Below are 15,387 nucleotides of genomic sequence, written 5' to 3'. Positions count from 1 at the left end.
CGCCGCTGTTTTCGATAAACAGCCTACCATGCGGCTGCGATTCCCTCGGCGGTTCTCCAGGCCAGCGCCATGATCGTCAGAACGGGGTTGAATCCGCCATTGGTGACATGCACGCTGCCGTCGGCAAGATAGACGTTGTCGTGGCCGTGGACGCGGCACGATGCGTCCACGACGCTTGTGTGGGGATCGTCGCCCATGCGGCAGGTCCCGGCCTGGTGCTGTCCGCCGGATAAGTACCGTCCGTGTCCGCCTCCCCAGACGTCCACGGCGCCGGCGGCGAGAAGCCATTCACGCGCCCGGGCGTCCATGAAGTTCGCCGTGCGGACCGTCTCCTCATGCGCGAATCCGGACAGCTTCGCTGCGGGAATCCCAAACCGATCTCGCACTCCCGTGTCCACCGTGACCCGGCACTCCGGCGAGGGGATCTCGTGGACGGGACCCCGGATATCGGCGACCCGGCGATAGTTCTTTCTCATCCACTGCTTGGCTTCCAGGCCCCAGCGCGGTAAGTCCGGCGGGAGCATGCCGTTCCAGGCGCTGATGGGCGTCGCAATAAAGTCGTCCGCCAGCAGGCCGCCCCCGATGATCCCGTCGTTGCCGTGATTGAACTCGCACGTTCCGATGCACGCGCCCGGCCCAACTCCGTCCCAAATGTCGTCCTCGAACAGTCCGACGCAGCCGGCGTAATAGTGTCCCTGGAGGCTGCGACCCACCTGGCCGTTCGCGTTTCCCAGGCCCAGCGGCTCGCGCGAAGACGCCGAGTTCAGCAGCAAACGCGCCGTCTCGATCGCGCCGCCGGCGGCCACGACGACATCCGCTCCGACTTCCTGACGCACGCCGTCGCGATCGTGGAACGTCACGCCGCTGGCGCGCCCGCTCGCATCGACATTGATCTTTTCGGTCATGGCGCCGGTGACGAGCGTGCACCTGCCCGAGGCGATGGCGCGCGGGATTACCGTACTTTGCGTTCCGTTTTTGGCGTCGACTGGGCAGGCGTAGCCGACGCAGTGCTGGCAGTGGATACAGGCGGGCTTGCCGCCGTAAGGCTTCGAGTTGATCAAGAGCGGGACGCGTGTGGTCCGCCAATTTAGCCCCTGCGCCGCCTGCTCGAACCGGTTCGCCCGCCGGGTCATCGGCAGCGGCTCCATGGGGTACTGGCGATGGTACTCCGGCAGATGGCTCATGCGCGCACAGTCCGCGCTCACGCCCACTTCCCACTCCACGCGCTCGTAGAATGGCGCAAGATCGTCGTACGTGATCGGCCAGTCCGCGAGAGAGCTGCCCGCCGGCGTTCCATAGATGCTCGCCATCCGGAAGTCCTGCGGCATAAACCGCCAGGCTTGCCCGCCGTAGACGCGCGTCCCGCTGCCGACGCAGGCCGCGAGGTTGTGATATCCGCCGTCCAGGGGGCCGACAATACGCGTGGCGCCGTCCTGCTCCACAAACACGCGCGGGACGCCGTCGAGGTCCGGGCCTGCGTTCACCCCGTAGCGCGAGAAGCGCATGCTGCGCAAATGGTCCCGGCCGACATCCTCGAATGAGAGCGGGCGGCCGCGCTCCAGAAGCAGCACCGACTTACCCGCGTTCGCCAGCACGCCCGCCGCGATCCCTCCGCCGGCGCCGGCGCCGACAATCACCACATCGTAATGTTTCATCCCACGACCTCGAATCCGATCATTTTCCACGAAATCTCATTTTTATTGCCGCCATTGGCCGGATCGGCATAGAATCCTTCCGCCGCATGTTCGGCGGCGATGCGGATGAACCGGACGGGGGCGATCGGCCACTCCGCCGCTCCGCCGTCCTTTTCCAGAAGCTGAAGCAGCCGCGTGCGCTCGGGCAGTCCTAATTCGGCGAAACTCCGATCCTCATGCCCGCGAGCTTCGGCGTCCAGCGCCGCCAAGCAAGCAAGATACAGGGGAACGTGCGGCGCAAGCTGGGCCGTAAAGCCGCGCTCCAGATAATCGCCGACGCCGCAGTCCCAGCCGCCGGGATAGTCGTCGGGCGGGATCAAGGTGTCCACGAGAGCCCGCAGGGCGGAGACGCCCGGCGCTCCGAAGATCGACAAAAGCGCTCCCGCAGGAGCTTGAGGGGGAATTGGCATAATGTGACTTTCTGCGTAAAGTGAAATATTGCCGGGACGATTGTCAAGGATTTTGGCGATCGCATCCCGCCGCTGGGGATTCGGCGTGGGCGGGACGCTCCACCGTACGGCTCACTTCCGAAATCCTGGCGTGCGCGATCCGGCAGGCGCCGTCTTTGGAATAGAGCGAGAGACCGCGGCTGGCGGCTGCGGGAAAGATCAGGTCCGTCATCACCAGCGCGCCGTCGTCCGCGAAGACTTCCACCGAGCATGCATCGACCAGAATACGCAGCGAGATCTGTCCGTTACGGGCCGGCAGGGGCGCATCGTGGCGCTCAGAAAAGCGCGGGTGAAAATCGCATTGACCGGAGCGTGTCCGATCGACAAACAATCTCCCGGCGGCTGCATCGTAACCAATCGTCGTCTGTTCACTGGAGCCGACCCGGACACGGACGCCGACTTCGGAGGCGTCGCCTGGCTCAAATTCCAGGGAGATATCCAGAGCAACGCCTTGGACGTGACCCCACGGATCTTCGCCGGGCGCAAGACAAACGTCACTCATCTCCCAAATGCTTGTCCGGACGCTCTCGATTTCGCGAATGGGCCTTTGGATGAATTGAAGCTTGCCCGACGTTCGCCGCAGCGTCAGCTCACGCGGCAGTGTCATCGCGCTTCTCCAGCCCTGCGTCGGGACCTGAAATGTCCAATCCCAATCGCTCATCCAGCCGATCCAGAGCGCCCGGCCGCCCGGCGCGTTCGCCCAGGTCACGGAGGCGTAGTTGTCTCGTCCGTAATCGACCCACAGCGGCTCAAGGGCCGGCGTCTCGGAGATAAATGTCGTTCCATCGAATGCGCCGACGAAGCACCATGTCCGCGTGCTCTCCAGGGGATAACAGGCGGGCATGATGGGGCTTCCGGCTAGGACCCACCGGCTTTGGCCCGGCTCGTTCTCAATCGGCAATTCAAATAGATCGGGACATTCCCACACGCACTCCGGCGTCCCTTGAGCTGCTCCGAAGCTGCTGGCGTGCGCCCACTCTTTCAAATCGCGGGAGGTCCAGATTTCGGCATGGCAGCCGGCGGCAAGGATCATGATCCATCGCGCGGTGGTCGCATGCCAGAACACCTTGGGATCCCGAAAATCTGGGATGCCCGGGTTCGGCGCCACGGGATTGCCTTGGTGCTTGGTCCAGGTTCGACCCCGGTCCGCCGAGTACGCAATGCTTTGCGCTTGCGGGCCATGGGGAGGCGTCTCGTGATTTTGATTGGTGTAAGCTGCGATCAATCCGGGGCGCCCGCCGAAAAATCCACTGGCGTCGTTTTCATCGACGACGGCGCTCCCGGACCAGATGCTCCCGAGCTCATCCGGCGCCAGGGCGACCTCCAGGTCCTGCCAGCGCAGAAGATCCGGGCTGACCGCGTGTCCCCAATGCTGCTTTCCACCCTCAGGGGTCCACTGGTAAAAGAGATGGTATTCTTCTTCGAAGTACACCAGTCCATTCGGGTCGTTCATGAAGCCCGTCAGGGGCGAAAAATGGTACAAAGGGCGAAACGGATCGATATCCAAGTCGATGTCTCCCGGTGAGATACGTTACCGAGACGAGAAAGCGTCTCTGGTCAAATCGTAAGCGGACCGCAGCATCGCCAGCGGCGCGCCGCGCGATACGAATTCATGCCCGATGTAACCGTCGTAGCCGGTGGCGGCGATAGCGCGGAAGATCGGCGCGTAGCTGATTTCCTGCGTCGCGGGGTCGATATCGCCCCGGCCCGGGTTGCCGGCGGTGTGATAATGTCCGAAATATTCGTGATGATCGCGAATCGTCTGGATCAAATTGCCTTCCATGATCTGCATATGGTAGATATCATAAAGCAGCTTGACATGCGCGGAGCCGACGCGCCTGCATGCCTCGGCCCCCCACGCCGTGTGGTCGGCCTGGTATCCGTGATGGTCCACTTTGCTGTTTAGCAACTCCAGGATCAGCGTTACGCCCGCGTCTTGCGCCGCCGTCGCTACGCGCCGCAGCCCGATTACGGTATTCTCCAATCCCTGGGCGTCCGAGAGGTCGTCCCGACGATCGCCGCTAAAAACGATTAGCGATGGGATCTGAAACTTCGCCGCGACCGGCAGCAAGGCAAGGATTTCCTTCTCGATCCGGTCATGCTGGCTCAAATCGTTGAATCCGCTGCTGATGGAATCGTGGCCGCCATGCGTGACAATGGACAGTCCCAGATCGACAGCTTGCTGGAAGAGAGTGGGGGGAAGGAGTTCGACGCCGTCGTATCCAATCGCCTTCGCCTCCCGCAGGAGCGTCTCATCGTCGACGCCCTGGTTTGCAAAACCCCACCAGGAAAAGGACTGTTTGATCATCGTACGTTCTTTCTATCGAAATGCCGACATCTCGGCGCAATCGTGTAACGGTCCCATCTTCAGCGGCGCCGGGCGCGCGCAGCCGCTGGTCATCTCGTAGCTTCGCCCGCTTTCCGACGCCTCATGGAAACCATGCATCGCTTCCAGGACATGGTAGGTCAGTTCGCCGCTGGCGCGGTGGGCGCGGCCGCTTTGTATGGCGTCGATCATATCGGCGACGCCGATTCCCCGGCTATTCTCGCGGTAACCGAACGCCAGCGGCGTCTCGCGCCATTCGCGATCGTCCAGACGGCGGACTAGCGCCGGACCGTCGAAGCAATTGGGGTCGGGAACGGCCAGCGTGCCTTCCGCGCCATAAATCTCGATATTGGGCAGGCGATGCGCGTGAACGTCGAACGACATGATCATCGAGGCGACCGGCCCGGATTCAAAGTCGAGCGTTCCGGCCACATGGGTCGGGATTTCGACGGGGATCTTCCGGCCATACAGCGCCTCGCTGGTCGCCGTACGCTCGGGATGGGTTCGGCGCGCGCTGCCGCTGATCCGCTGGATCGGTCCCAGGAGCGAGACTAAGGCCGTGAGATAGTAGGGTCCCATGTCGAACATCGGGCCGCCGCCCGCCTTATAAAAGAAGTCTGGAGACGGATGCCACCCCTCCGGCCCTGTGTTCATCACGAACGCGGTGGCCGCCACGGGACGGCCGATCCAGCCGTCATCGAGGATCTTCCGGCAAGTCTGCAATCCGCCGCCCAGGAAGGTGTCCGGAGCTCCGCCGATCCGCAACCCCTTTTCGGCGGCGAGATCCAGCAGACGCTTGCCTTGTTCACGGGTCGCCGAAAAGGGCTTTTCCACATAAACATGCTTCCCCGCCTGTAAGGCGCTCAGGCAGACGCCGTAGTGCGCCGCAGGAACGGTCAGATTGATCACGATCTCCACATCGGGGTCGGCAAGGAGATCGTCGACGGCGCACGCCTTCGGGATCCCGAACTGCTCTGCCCTGGCCTGGGCGCGCTCCAGGTGCAGATCGGCGGCGGCGACTATTTCGATGTTCCGGAACTTGCGTCCGGCTTCAAAGTAGATGGCGCTAATATTGCCGCAGCCGATCACTCCGACTTTCATTGCATTGATCATGATACTACTCACTTAAGAAGCCAGCCACACGCCTATGGCGTGCGCGGCCGCACTCTTCCCGCCAGTTCGCACATCCCCGTGGTTGGCTGACTTCATTATAAATGCTCTGGCGATCGCCGTAAATAGACAATATTACTAAAACCTGGAGTATCTTAAGATTATGCAAACGTCAGAACTCTGGTATGCGCCTCCGCACTACTTCCCATCCGGGGCTCAGGAGCCCCCGGTTTTCGTGCCGGCGCTCGGCCTTCACGAACGCATGGGGCCGCGCATTGTCCATCACAGCGCGACTGCGGACTACATTTTTATGCATTTTCACACAGCCGCCCGGCTTTTCGTCGAGGGGCAAATGCTGGCCTATCCGCCCAATATGTTCGTCATCTGGGGGCCGAATACGGAGCATCTCTACGGAAGTCAGGAAGGATCGTGGAGCCACTCGTGGATCCATCTCGACGGCCCGGAGGCGGACGAGATCATCCAGTATAGCAGCCTCGCGCTGGATCGTCCGGTGCAGCTAAAGAACGCCGCGCTGATCGATTGGCACTTGCAGGCGATTTTGACGGAATTGAAGACGCACGCGCAGCCAGATCCGGTGATTTTGAAAAGCCACTTCAGTATCTGGATGTCGCAGTTAAGACGCGGGCTGGGGGAGGATGGGCAGGAAGGATTGCGGCGCAATCGGCTGCTGGCCGTGCTTCAGTATATTGAGGATAATATCGCGCAATCGGTGACACTCACGGACCTCGCGGAGGTCGCTCAGCTCTCCATCGGCCACTTTAGCGCGGAGTTCAAAGCCTGCTTTGGCTCGTCACCCATCGATTACGTCCTGGATTTTCGCCTGCGCCGGGCGGCGCATCTTTTGCAGGACCTGCACCTCAGCATCTCGGAGATCGCCGCCCGCACCGGTTTCGCGGACCCCTTTTACTTCTCGAAGCAATTCAAGCGCCGATACCGATTATCGCCATCGGAGTTCCGCCGCTCCTCCACGGGTAATGCGCTGGAAGGGAAAGAATAGGGAGCGCGGAGAAGCGGATCGTATTCAGTGGACGATCATCGTGTCGTCGGGCGACGTCCCGATGAGCTGGATCTGGTAGGGCCATTGCTCGCCGGCCGTCTTATCCGTCAAGTGAGTCCAGTGCTCTGTCGGCGCCCCGCTGACTACCAGCCAGAGGAACGCCGTTTGGGCGGGGACGGTGAACTGGTGAACGCCGGAGACATCGGAGAACGCCGGGCCGTAAACGCGTCGGCCGTCCTGCTTCACCGCTAGAAACCCGTACCGCCAGCCAGCCCGCTCGGTATGGACAGCCTGGAAGCCCGGAGCGCCGGCGACGCCTTTGAAGTTCAGGGCGACCTGAGTTCCGGCGGCGGGGACCTTCAGTCGAATCCCGTTGTAACCATAGTTTTGGGGACAGTTGCTTTCCGCGATGCGATACCAGCCGTCCTCCACCGGGTTCAGCGCGCTCCGATGCTGGTTGGCGTACGGATGGGCCACCTTTTCGATCCGTTTCAGATCCCAGGTGATGAACCGGCGCGCCGCATCGAACATCTCATCATTGAACTGCGACTGGCTCAGTCCCGTCAGCCGCTGGTAGGCCATCACGGGATCCTCTCCCGGACGCGCCTCACGCCAAAGCTTCCCGACGAAATCCACGCCGTGGCGGCTGGACCAGTACTCCAGGACATAGGGAGAACAGTACTGGTTCGCCTCGTGGAGAAACGCCAGGTGCGTGTTCTTCAAGTAGTTCACCAGATGGTAATTCTCGAAGGTCATCCATTCCGGGTAGACCTGCCAGAGCATAAACTGCGACGTCATCTCGAAGATGGCGTGCGATGTGTTGCTGAACCCCGCCGCCCCGTCGGTATGCACGAACGACTGGAAGGTATGCCCCAGTTCGTGCGCCACGGCGCCGTAGGGCGGGCGGCTGATGCGGACGGCTGGCGCCCACAGCTTCCCCAAAGAGCCGTCCGCCCCGCCATAAGCGGTTCCGTCGTCCCCGCCGAAGACGATGACGAGGATTTTGTACTTGTCCGCGACGGAGTGTCCGCTCTCGACGAACTTCAGCCGGTGGACATAGCAGTCGTAAAACCTCTCACACTCGCGCAGCACCGCATCCACCTGGAATCGCTTGGCCGGATCGGAATTGAGCGACGGATCGCTCCCATATTCCTTCGCCCAGAATAGCGCGAAGTTCGGGGACTCCGCTTTCCTTTGGTGACTGAACTCACTGCGATCGTCGGTGAAATCGTTACCTTTCGGGACCATCCAGATCTCGTCCGGGAGATATAACCGTTTTGCGGCTGGGTTCTTGGGCGAGCGAGAGGCGGCGACCGCCGGAGGAGAGCCGCCGCCGGCGAGAGTGACCGCCACAAGAGACTGGAAGCAAGCGGCGCAAAAAACTCGCCGGCCGGGGTTCTGTACTTTCACGATCTCTGCGTCCTTCCGTCGTGCGGCGCCATGCTTTGCGCCGAAGGTTTCGCAGCCATTATAGAGGACAGGCGGATCTGTATAATATGGACGATCCGCCATACGCATGGAATCGATTGACCTCTGACTATCTCGGCTCTATCATTATCAGAACGATATCATTGGCGCTCATCGGCGCGCTGTACCTCGCCGTTCCAGACGCATCAACGTTCAGGACCGTCGTAATCGGCTGATCCGCCGTCAGGAGATTGAGCTGCTGGATGAGTCCGGCGTTGAGAGATTTCGGCGAGCCCAGCTCCAGATAGGCCGTGTAGGCGTCGTTGGCTCGAAATCCCGTCCGATATAGACGGACTTGATAGTCGCCGGGTTTGACGCCTTTCAGGTCGAGCGATAAAAGCGGCGCTGCTTTGGAGGGCAGCACTTTGGTGTAGAAGGGGTGATTGCTCTTGTCCTGCTCGGGCTGCTCGAAATCCCACGCCAGCACCCGAATAGACTTCCCTTTGCGCGTCACAAAGCTCTGCGCGTCATCGGTTTTCAGCTCTCGATCGCCCAACTGGTTCAGATACTTGTACGCAAAATAAGCCGGCTTGCGGATTCCCTGCGGGTTCATCAAACCGAAGCCGCCCTGGAAGGGGGCGGTTGGCGGGCCGGGTTCTTCAAACAGATCGCTGAAAGTCCAATAACTCATCCCCTGAAGCAGCCCCTGGCTGGCCTTGAGTTTGGTCAGGATATATGGGGCGCTGATATACGAATCATGGACTGGATCTCGCGGAGAGTAGCTGGTGCTCCATTCCGAAAAATAAAGCGGCAGATTCGGCGTCGCCGATTCCGATATTTGCTGGCGCACGCGTCGAATATCGCCAATGATGGCGTCTTTGGAAGGCGACAGCTTGGTGTCGCCGTGGCCCTCCTCATCCAGAAATCCGCTGTCTACCCCATAGGTATGGGTGGTGATAAAGTCGATTGGGACATGGGAGGCGTGCGCATGCTCGATGAACTCCGGAACCCAGGCGGCCCCCGCCGTTGAAGGCCCGCCGACTTTGAGTTTTGTGTCCACGCCTTTGAGGGTGCGAGTCGTCAGGTCGTACAGAGCAAAGTATGCGTCCTTGTCCGCCTTTTCCCAAAAACCATCTAAGTTCGGCTCATTCCAGACCTCGAAATACCAGGACCGCACTTCTTTTTTTCCATAGCGATCCTCGATATGGCGTGAGAATGCTTCGACGAGCGCGGCCCACTTATGCGGCTCCGGATGGGAGGTATTGCCTTGCCAGTAGAAGATGCGATTGTTCGAGGTCTTCATCGCTTCGGGAGTAAAACCCAGCTCCACGAAGGGTTTGACGTGAATTTTGAGCAGATGATCGTACAGATCGTCGATCTTTGTCCAATCGTAGACAGGCTTTCCATCGACTTCTTTGTAAGCGCCCATGATATCGTGGAAAATCGCGTGAAAACGGACATAGCGGAAACCCAGCTCTTGCTGTACTACCTTGAGCTGCTCCATGCTGTCGCTGCGCATCAAAGTGCCGGGGTAATCGGAGCCTACCGAGAGATTGTAGAAGTAATCGCGCGGCGTCGAAGGCCCATTCAGATCGATGGTGATGGGACGCACGTCGTCCTTGACTTGGCCCCTGGCCGCAGGCGTCGTGAATATCAGGCCGGCGCCCAAAGCAAGCAGGCAATTTCGAAGTATCAAGATGTCGTTCCTTCCGTGTGTCCTTAATAGCAATGATTGCGATAAAATGTAAAGATGGATTGTATGTGTATGGGGCTCACGGCCTATTCGCCATCGGTGTTCTGCGCCGAGGCTTGTGGGGGAGCGACGGAGCGGCGGCGGACCAGTTCTACGGGCAATAACACCTTACGGACCGTGCGATCCTTCACCGCTCCCTGATCGATCTGCGCCATCAGGATGGTCAGGGCTCGTTCTCCGATCTCCTGGAGAGGCTGCCGGATCGATGTGAGAGGCGGGTTCATCGTGCGGGCAAATAACTGATCGTCCATCCCAATCACCGACATATCGTCGGGTACGGAGATATTCCTCTCCGCGAGGGCTTGGTACGCTCCCTGAGCGACCAGATCGTTCCCGCAGAATAGCGCGGTGGGACGCTTTGAAGGGTGAGATTCGGCTTGGAGCAATAGATGAGTGCGCTGGTATCCCGATTCTTCCGAATATTCCCCTGGCATTACCCACTCTTCTCGGTATTTCAGGCCGGCCTCTGTCAATGCACGTCGGAAACCGCGTACGCGGAGCTGCGTACTGTCGTGGCCGGCCGCCCCCGGCAGCATCGCGATCCGGCGATGCCCTTCATCGATCAGATAGCGGACGGCCTGGACGGCTGCGGCTTCGTTATCGATATCCACAGAGGAGATATCGCTCTGCTGCGTTCCCGTATTGATGAGGATAAAGGGGATGCCCCGCTCCTTGAGCGCGACGACGAGATCTCCCATGGGAGACGGACCGATCAGGATCAGCCCCGCGCAGCTCCCATCGCAGTAGCTGCGCAGGCTCTGGTGAGCGTCCTCCCAGGTCTCGCAATTGAACAGGAGCGTGTTCCACTTGCTTTGGATGGCGACAAACAGAATCCCATCGATCAAATAATTGTAATAGGGCAGATCGACAAGGCGTCCTCCAAAGCTGGGAAAGATCACTCCCACCGTGTTCGTGCGCTTTGCGGAGGAGCTTTGACGGGCGGACACGGGACGATAATTGAGATCTCTCATTGCCGCGAGGACTCGTTCCCGTGTTTCGACCCCAATGGGGATGGGGCGGTTGTTGAGGATGTAGGAAACCGTCGCCTTGGAGACGCCGCTTCGTTCCGCGACATCTTTGATTGTTGCCATGACATTTCCCACTCGGTACTCATCACTTAACCAGTTAAGTGATGAGTGATTTTACCACTCCTTTCGCCGCTTGTCAACGACGAAAAAATATGACCACCTGGTTAAAACTTAATTATTCGTAATCTTGACTTATTCCAGATTATCGTTTACAATAGCGATCATGTCGTCTGACGAGAACACAACTCACGATTCCTTGCGCAGGGCCGGCCTGCGGGTGACGGCGCCGCGTCTTGCCGTGCTCATGTCGGTGCAGGGTGAGGGATCGCATCGGGATGCGGAGGCGATTGCGGTCGCGGCCCGCAAGCGGCTTGGGGCTCTCTCTACCCAGGCCGTGTACGACAATCTGCACGTTTTGGAGGAGGTTGGCCTCATTCGCCGCATCCAGCCGTCGGGGCATCCGGCTCGCTATGAAGCGCGGGTGGGGGACAACCACCATCACATTGTCTGCCGCGTTTGCGGTCTGACGAATGACGTGGACTGCGCCGTCGGCGCAGCTCCCTGTCTGGAGCCTTCCGCTAATCATGGATTTGTGATCCAGGAGGCGGAAGTAATTTTTTGGGGTTTGTGTCCCCAATGTCAGCAAGAGACTTTATCTACATGAGCCAAGGGAGCAGTTTTCATGAGTGACATCAACGTGGACGGTCTCGAGACGGATATCATTTCCGCCCTCAATCATGAGGAAAGCAGTGGTGAGGGTAAGTGTCCGTTTTCTGGGGGAGTCCTGAACCAAACGGCGGGTGGGGGAACGAGAAACCGAGACTGGTGGCCCAATGGGCTGAATTTGGGTATTCTGCGCCAAAATTCTCATCTTTCGAATCCGCTGGACAAGTCCTTCAATTACGCGGAGGAGTTTCAGAAGCTCGACCTGGCGGCCGTGAAGAATGACCTCTTCGCGCTCATGACCACGTCGCAGGATTGGTGGCCGGCCGACTACGGTCACTACGGTCCCTTTTTCATTCGAATGGCGTGGCACAGCGCGGGAACGTACCGTATCACGGACGGGCGCGGCGGCGGCGGCGCGGGCGCGCAGCGGTTCGCGCCGCTGAACAGCTGGCCGGACAACGCCAACCTCGACAAAGCGCGCTTGCTCCTCTGGCCCATCAAAAAGAAGTATGGCCAGAAGATCTCTTGGGCGGACCTGATGATCCTGGCCGGCAACTGCGCCCTGGAATCCATGGGCTTCAAGACATTCGGTTTCGGCGGCGGTCGCGAAGATGTTTGGGAGCCGGAAGAAGATGTCTACTGGGGCTCGGAAACCGAGTGGCTGGGAGACAAACGATATACAGGGGACCGTGATCTTGAAAACCCGCTTGCCGCCGTTCAGATGGGCCTGATCTACGTCAATCCGGAAGGTCCCAACGGAAATCCCGATCCGATTGCCTCCGCGCGCGACATTCGCGAAACCTTCGGCCGCATGGCGATGAATGACGAAGAGACCGTCGCGCTGATCGCCGGCGGTCACAGCTTCGGCAAAACCCATGGCGCCGCCGATCCCAGCAAGCACATCGGTCCGGAGCCGGCGCTGGCGAGCATTGAAGAACAAGGTCTTGGATGGAGAAACTCCCTCGGCGCCGGCAATGGAGTCCACACCATTACCAGCGGTCTTGAGGGGGCGTGGACCACGACGCCGACAAAGTGGAGCAACAACTTCTTTGAGAACCTGTTCGGTTTCGAATGGGAGCTGACCAAGAGCCCGGCCGGCGCGAACCAGTGGAAGCCGAAGGATGGAGCCGCCGCCGATACCGTTCCGGACGCTCATGACCCCACAAAGCGGCACGCGCCCACCATGCTGACAACAGATCTCGCCCTGAGATTTGATCCGGCTTATGAGAAGATCTCACGCCGTTTCCACGAGAACCCCGATCAATTCGCCGACGCCTTCGCCCGGGCGTGGTTCAAGCTGACGCACCGCGATATGGGGCCGCGATCGCTCTATCTCGGCTCGGAAGCGCCTGCGGAAGTACTGCTCTGGCAAGATCCCATCCCGGCCGTCACGCATCCATTGGTTGACGATCAGGATATCGAAGCGCTCAAGAGCAAGGTCCTCGCTTCCGGACTGACCGTGTCACAGTTGGTCTCGACCGCCTGGGCGTCGGCCTCCACGTTCCGTGGCTCCGACAAACGCGGCGGCGCGAACGGCGCTCGCATCCGTCTTTCCCCGCAGAAATACTGGGAAGTCAACAATCCCGCGCAATTGCCTGGCGTGCTGGAAACCCTGACAAACATCCAGAACGAGTTCAACGCCGCGCAGTCGGGCGGAAAGCAAGTCTCGCTTGCCGACTTGATCGTTCTTGGCGGAAGCGTGGGTGTTGAGAAGGCGGCGAAGAACGCCGGTTACGATCTCAAGGCGCCCTTCACGCCCGGACGCGCCGACGCTTCGCAGGAGCAGACCGATGTCGAATCATTCGGCGCGCTCGAACCGGCCGCCGATGGGTTCCGTAATTACTTGAACCCGCGGCACACGGCGTCCGCCGAGGAGCTGCTGATCGATAAGGCGCAATTGCTGACGCTGACCGTGCCCGAATTGACGGTGCTCGTTGGCGGACTGCGTGTCCTCAATACGAACTATGACGCTTCGCCGCACGGCGTCTTCACTAACCGTCCGGAGACGCTCACCAACGACTACTTCGCCAATCTGCTCGATCTGGGAACGAAGTGGAGCGCGGTTTCGGAAGCCAGCGACGTGTTCGAAGGCCGCGACCGCGCCACCGGCTCCGTCAAATGGACCGGGACCCGGGTCGATCTCATCTTCGGCTCAAACTCCGAGCTCCGCGCCATCGCCGAAGTTTATGGCTACGACGATTCGCAGGACAAGTTCGTGAAAGACTTTGTCGCGGCCTGGACCAAGGTGATGAACCTCGATCGCTTCGACCTGGTCTGAGCTTGACCCGGTTCTAAATTGGCCTTGACGAAAAAGCCGCCTTGCAGATGATATCATCTGCAAGGCGGCTTTTATTTTGATCTCGGGGCTTGTTATGGAGCTTTGAGCGCGGTTAAGAGTTGAGCGTAGGCGTCGCTGACATTGTGCCCTGAATGCGGATCCAAATCGTTGGTTTTAGGGTTGAATAGCGTTTGCGGCGCGTACTGCCCCATCTTGGGCCAATATCCGAACATGTTATGAGTTGCGCCGATGCGAGTGTCGGAGATCCAGCGGGTAAAGGGCGTGGCTTCCTTGTTTTGCAGCCACGAACCATCATCCGTTGCGCCCCAGATCTGATAAGCATCGCAGGATTTTCGATATTTGAGGCAAAGTCCCATAGTCGCGCCGTATTCACGTCCCTGGGCCTGTTCCTGCTGGGCGATGGAAGGCTGAGACGCATCCGTGGCTGGCGGCGTGATGGTGATGTCGTTCTCCGTAATGCTGAACCGCAAGCCTTCCTGGATCGCTGCTTTGATGTTTGTCGCAAACTGGGACGCGTTGAGCTTGCCCGCCTCGGTGTGCGCCTGGAAGCCCAGCCCATCGACATTTCCGCCGCTGTGGCGGATGCGGCGGATCAAGTTCAGCACGCGCGCCATTTTGGGCGCGCTCCACTCCAGATTGTAATCGTTGTAATATAACAGGAACGAATCGGCGGAGGTAATCTTTCGGCCCTGAAGAGTTGTCCCGATGTTCTTCTTCATTCGCTGGAACGCCCAGCGATAGATATCGCCGATGTAGTCATAGCCGCCCGCGCCTTCCGCGCGCGGTCCGTTGCGATACCAGGGATCGCCGGAGCGGTAAGCGAATCCGGCGCCGGGATATTCCGCGCCGGCGTCGTCATCGCTGACGACTTCATTGGTCACGTCCCACGCCGCCACAACCTTGTAGCCATATTGCATGCGCGACTGCGCGTTCTGCGCCATCGTTGCGTCCACGACTTGCTCGACATAGGATTGGAGCATGTCGCGTAAATCGCGCGGCTGATAGGAAGAACTCAGGGTCCGAGTATCGCCTTTGTCTTCGACAAAGAGCGGAGGCTGATCCTTGGGAAAGGTGGGAAGCGTATACGACGGGTTATACACCATGCAATGGCCGCGCACCGTGAGCCGGCCCGGCTGAGACTCGGCCCAGCGGCAGAGGGACATCAGGGGGCCGGAAGGATCGCTGAGATTGGTTTTGGCGACATACCGGCCATTGACGCGCGCCGCGCCGCCGGTCCAGAGGCTCATCATCTTGAACTCGTTTCCCGGTTCGACCTGATTGAACTGGCGCGCGATTAGCGCTTGATAGACGCGATCTCGCTCGGAGCCGCTCAGCAGTCCGGGCAGATATCCGTTGACGGGGTACAAAGACGGGCCGCCCTGCAGCGTGACGGCGGTCCCGATCCGAAAGGGAACATGATGGTTGTCTGAGTACTTACGCAGGCTATCCGGAAAGCCCGATTGCGCCGGCGCCTCGGGCGACGATCCAAATATCATCGCGATAGCGGCGACGCCCATAACTGTTTTCCATCTCCGATAATGAACTGAACGATTATTCACATCATCCTCATTCCGCCGCGCAATATTCGAGCGCTTTAAGATTGTTAACGGTATATCAGTGGCTAATTATAGTTCATC

General features: G+C 59.9%; 12 protein-coding genes. 3 read left to right on the top strand and 9 right to left on the bottom strand.

Annotated features, from left to right (window positions below; translation table 11 throughout):
• Positions 1-23: 23 nt before the first annotated feature.
• Genes D5261_RS23145 through D5261_RS23125 form a run of 5 tightly spaced genes read right to left on the bottom strand, consistent with a single transcriptional unit; the run spans position 24 to position 5,582 of the window.
• Positions 24-1,655, bottom strand: coding sequence for a GMC family oxidoreductase (locus tag D5261_RS23145; protein ID WP_119324871.1), 1,632 nt, complete (start codon positions 1,653-1,655; stop codon positions 24-26).
• A complete protein-coding gene (locus D5261_RS23140; RefSeq protein WP_119324872.1) occupies positions 1,652-2,104 on the bottom strand; it encodes a gluconate 2-dehydrogenase subunit 3 family protein in 453 nt (150 codons plus the stop codon). Before D5261_RS23140 ends, D5261_RS23145 begins: the two co-directional genes overlap by 4 nt.
• 43 nt (positions 2,105-2,147) lie before the next feature.
• Positions 2,148-3,650, bottom strand: coding sequence for a glycoside hydrolase family 32 protein (locus tag D5261_RS23135; RefSeq protein WP_119324873.1), 1,503 nt, complete (start codon positions 3,648-3,650; stop codon positions 2,148-2,150).
• A gap of 24 nt (positions 3,651-3,674) precedes the next feature.
• Positions 3,675-4,451, bottom strand: coding sequence for a hydroxypyruvate isomerase family protein (locus D5261_RS23130; protein WP_119324874.1), 777 nt, complete (start codon positions 4,449-4,451; stop codon positions 3,675-3,677).
• Positions 4,452-4,463: 12 nt separating this feature from the next.
• Positions 4,464-5,582, bottom strand: coding sequence for a Gfo/Idh/MocA family protein (locus D5261_RS23125; protein WP_119324875.1), 1,119 nt, complete (start codon positions 5,580-5,582; stop codon positions 4,464-4,466).
• A 160-nt stretch (positions 5,583-5,742) separates the two neighbouring features.
• Here D5261_RS23125 and D5261_RS23120 point away from each other — a divergent pair, with 160 nt between their 5' ends.
• Positions 5,743-6,597, top strand: a complete 855-nt coding sequence (locus tag D5261_RS23120; RefSeq protein WP_119324876.1) for an AraC family transcriptional regulator — start codon at positions 5,743-5,745, stop codon at positions 6,595-6,597.
• Positions 6,598-6,621: 24 nt separating this feature from the next.
• On the opposite strand, the gene D5261_RS23115 is transcribed toward D5261_RS23120, so the two are convergent.
• The 3 genes from D5261_RS23115 to D5261_RS23105 all read right to left on the bottom strand — a co-directional run bounded on the left by D5261_RS23115 (position 6,622) and on the right by D5261_RS23105 (position 10,848).
• The gene (locus D5261_RS23115; RefSeq protein WP_125206371.1) at positions 6,622-8,007 is read right to left on the bottom strand and encodes a DUF6055 domain-containing protein; all 1,386 of its coding nucleotides are present in this window, start codon (positions 8,005-8,007) and stop codon (positions 6,622-6,624) included.
• A 127-nt stretch (positions 8,008-8,134) separates the two neighbouring features.
• Positions 8,135-9,700, bottom strand: coding sequence for a GH39 family glycosyl hydrolase (locus D5261_RS23110; RefSeq protein WP_218025778.1), 1,566 nt, complete (start codon positions 9,698-9,700; stop codon positions 8,135-8,137).
• Between the two features lie 83 nt (positions 9,701-9,783).
• A complete protein-coding gene (locus tag D5261_RS23105) occupies positions 9,784-10,848 on the bottom strand; it encodes a LacI family DNA-binding transcriptional regulator (RefSeq protein WP_119324878.1) in 1,065 nt (354 codons plus the stop codon).
• A 160-nt stretch (positions 10,849-11,008) separates the two neighbouring features.
• On the opposite strand from D5261_RS23105, the gene D5261_RS23100 reads away from it, so the two are divergent.
• Both D5261_RS23100 and katG read left to right on the top strand, forming a co-directional pair.
• Entirely contained in the window at positions 11,009-11,449 is a 441-nt protein-coding gene (locus tag D5261_RS23100) for a Fur family transcriptional regulator (protein WP_119324879.1), read from the top strand.
• A gap of 18 nt (positions 11,450-11,467) precedes the next feature.
• Positions 11,468-13,729: a catalase/peroxidase HPI gene (katG, locus tag D5261_RS23095; RefSeq protein ID WP_245992674.1), complete on the top strand. Its 2,262-nt coding sequence runs from the start codon at positions 11,468-11,470 to the stop codon at positions 13,727-13,729.
• Positions 13,730-13,821: 92 nt separating this feature from the next.
• On the opposite strand, the gene D5261_RS23090 is transcribed toward katG, so the two are convergent.
• Positions 13,822-15,267 (bottom strand): endo-1,4-beta-xylanase, encoded by a 1,446-nt coding sequence (locus D5261_RS23090; protein ID WP_119324880.1) that lies wholly within the window; start codon positions 15,265-15,267, stop codon positions 13,822-13,824.
• Positions 15,268-15,387 lie beyond the last annotated feature (120 nt).

This window comes from Capsulimonas corticalis (assembly GCF_003574315.2).
Taxonomy (GTDB): Bacteria; Armatimonadota; Armatimonadia; order Armatimonadales; family Capsulimonadaceae; genus Capsulimonas; species Capsulimonas corticalis.
This window is presented reverse-complemented; position numbering and strand designations above follow the sequence as displayed.

Bases quoted from the DNA above. Each gene is read 5' to 3' on its own strand.
- D5261_RS23145 (WP_119324871.1), bottom strand. From the start codon at position 1,655: ATGAAACATTACGATGTGGTGATTGTCGGCGCCGGCGCCGGCGGAGGG.
- D5261_RS23140 (WP_119324872.1), bottom strand. From the start codon at position 2,104: ATGCCAATTCCCCCTCAAGCTCCTGCGGGAGCGCTTTTGTCGATCTTC.
- D5261_RS23130 (WP_119324874.1), bottom strand. From the start codon at position 4,451: ATGATCAAACAGTCCTTTTCCTGGTGGGGTTTTGCAAACCAGGGCGTC.
- D5261_RS23125 (WP_119324875.1), bottom strand. From the start codon at position 5,582: ATGATCAATGCAATGAAAGTCGGAGTGATCGGCTGCGGCAATATTAGC.
- D5261_RS23120 (WP_119324876.1), top strand. From the start codon at position 5,743: ATGCAAACGTCAGAACTCTGGTATGCGCCTCCGCACTACTTCCCATCC.
- D5261_RS23105 (WP_119324878.1), bottom strand. From the start codon at position 10,848: ATGGCAACAATCAAAGATGTCGCGGAACGAAGCGGCGTCTCCAAGGCG.
- D5261_RS23100 (WP_119324879.1), top strand. From the start codon at position 11,009: ATGTCGTCTGACGAGAACACAACTCACGATTCCTTGCGCAGGGCCGGC.
- katG (WP_245992674.1), top strand. From the start codon at position 11,468: ATGAGTGACATCAACGTGGACGGTCTCGAGACGGATATCATTTCCGCC.
- D5261_RS23090 (WP_119324880.1), bottom strand. From the start codon at position 15,267: ATGGGCGTCGCCGCTATCGCGATGATATTTGGATCGTCGCCCGAGGCG.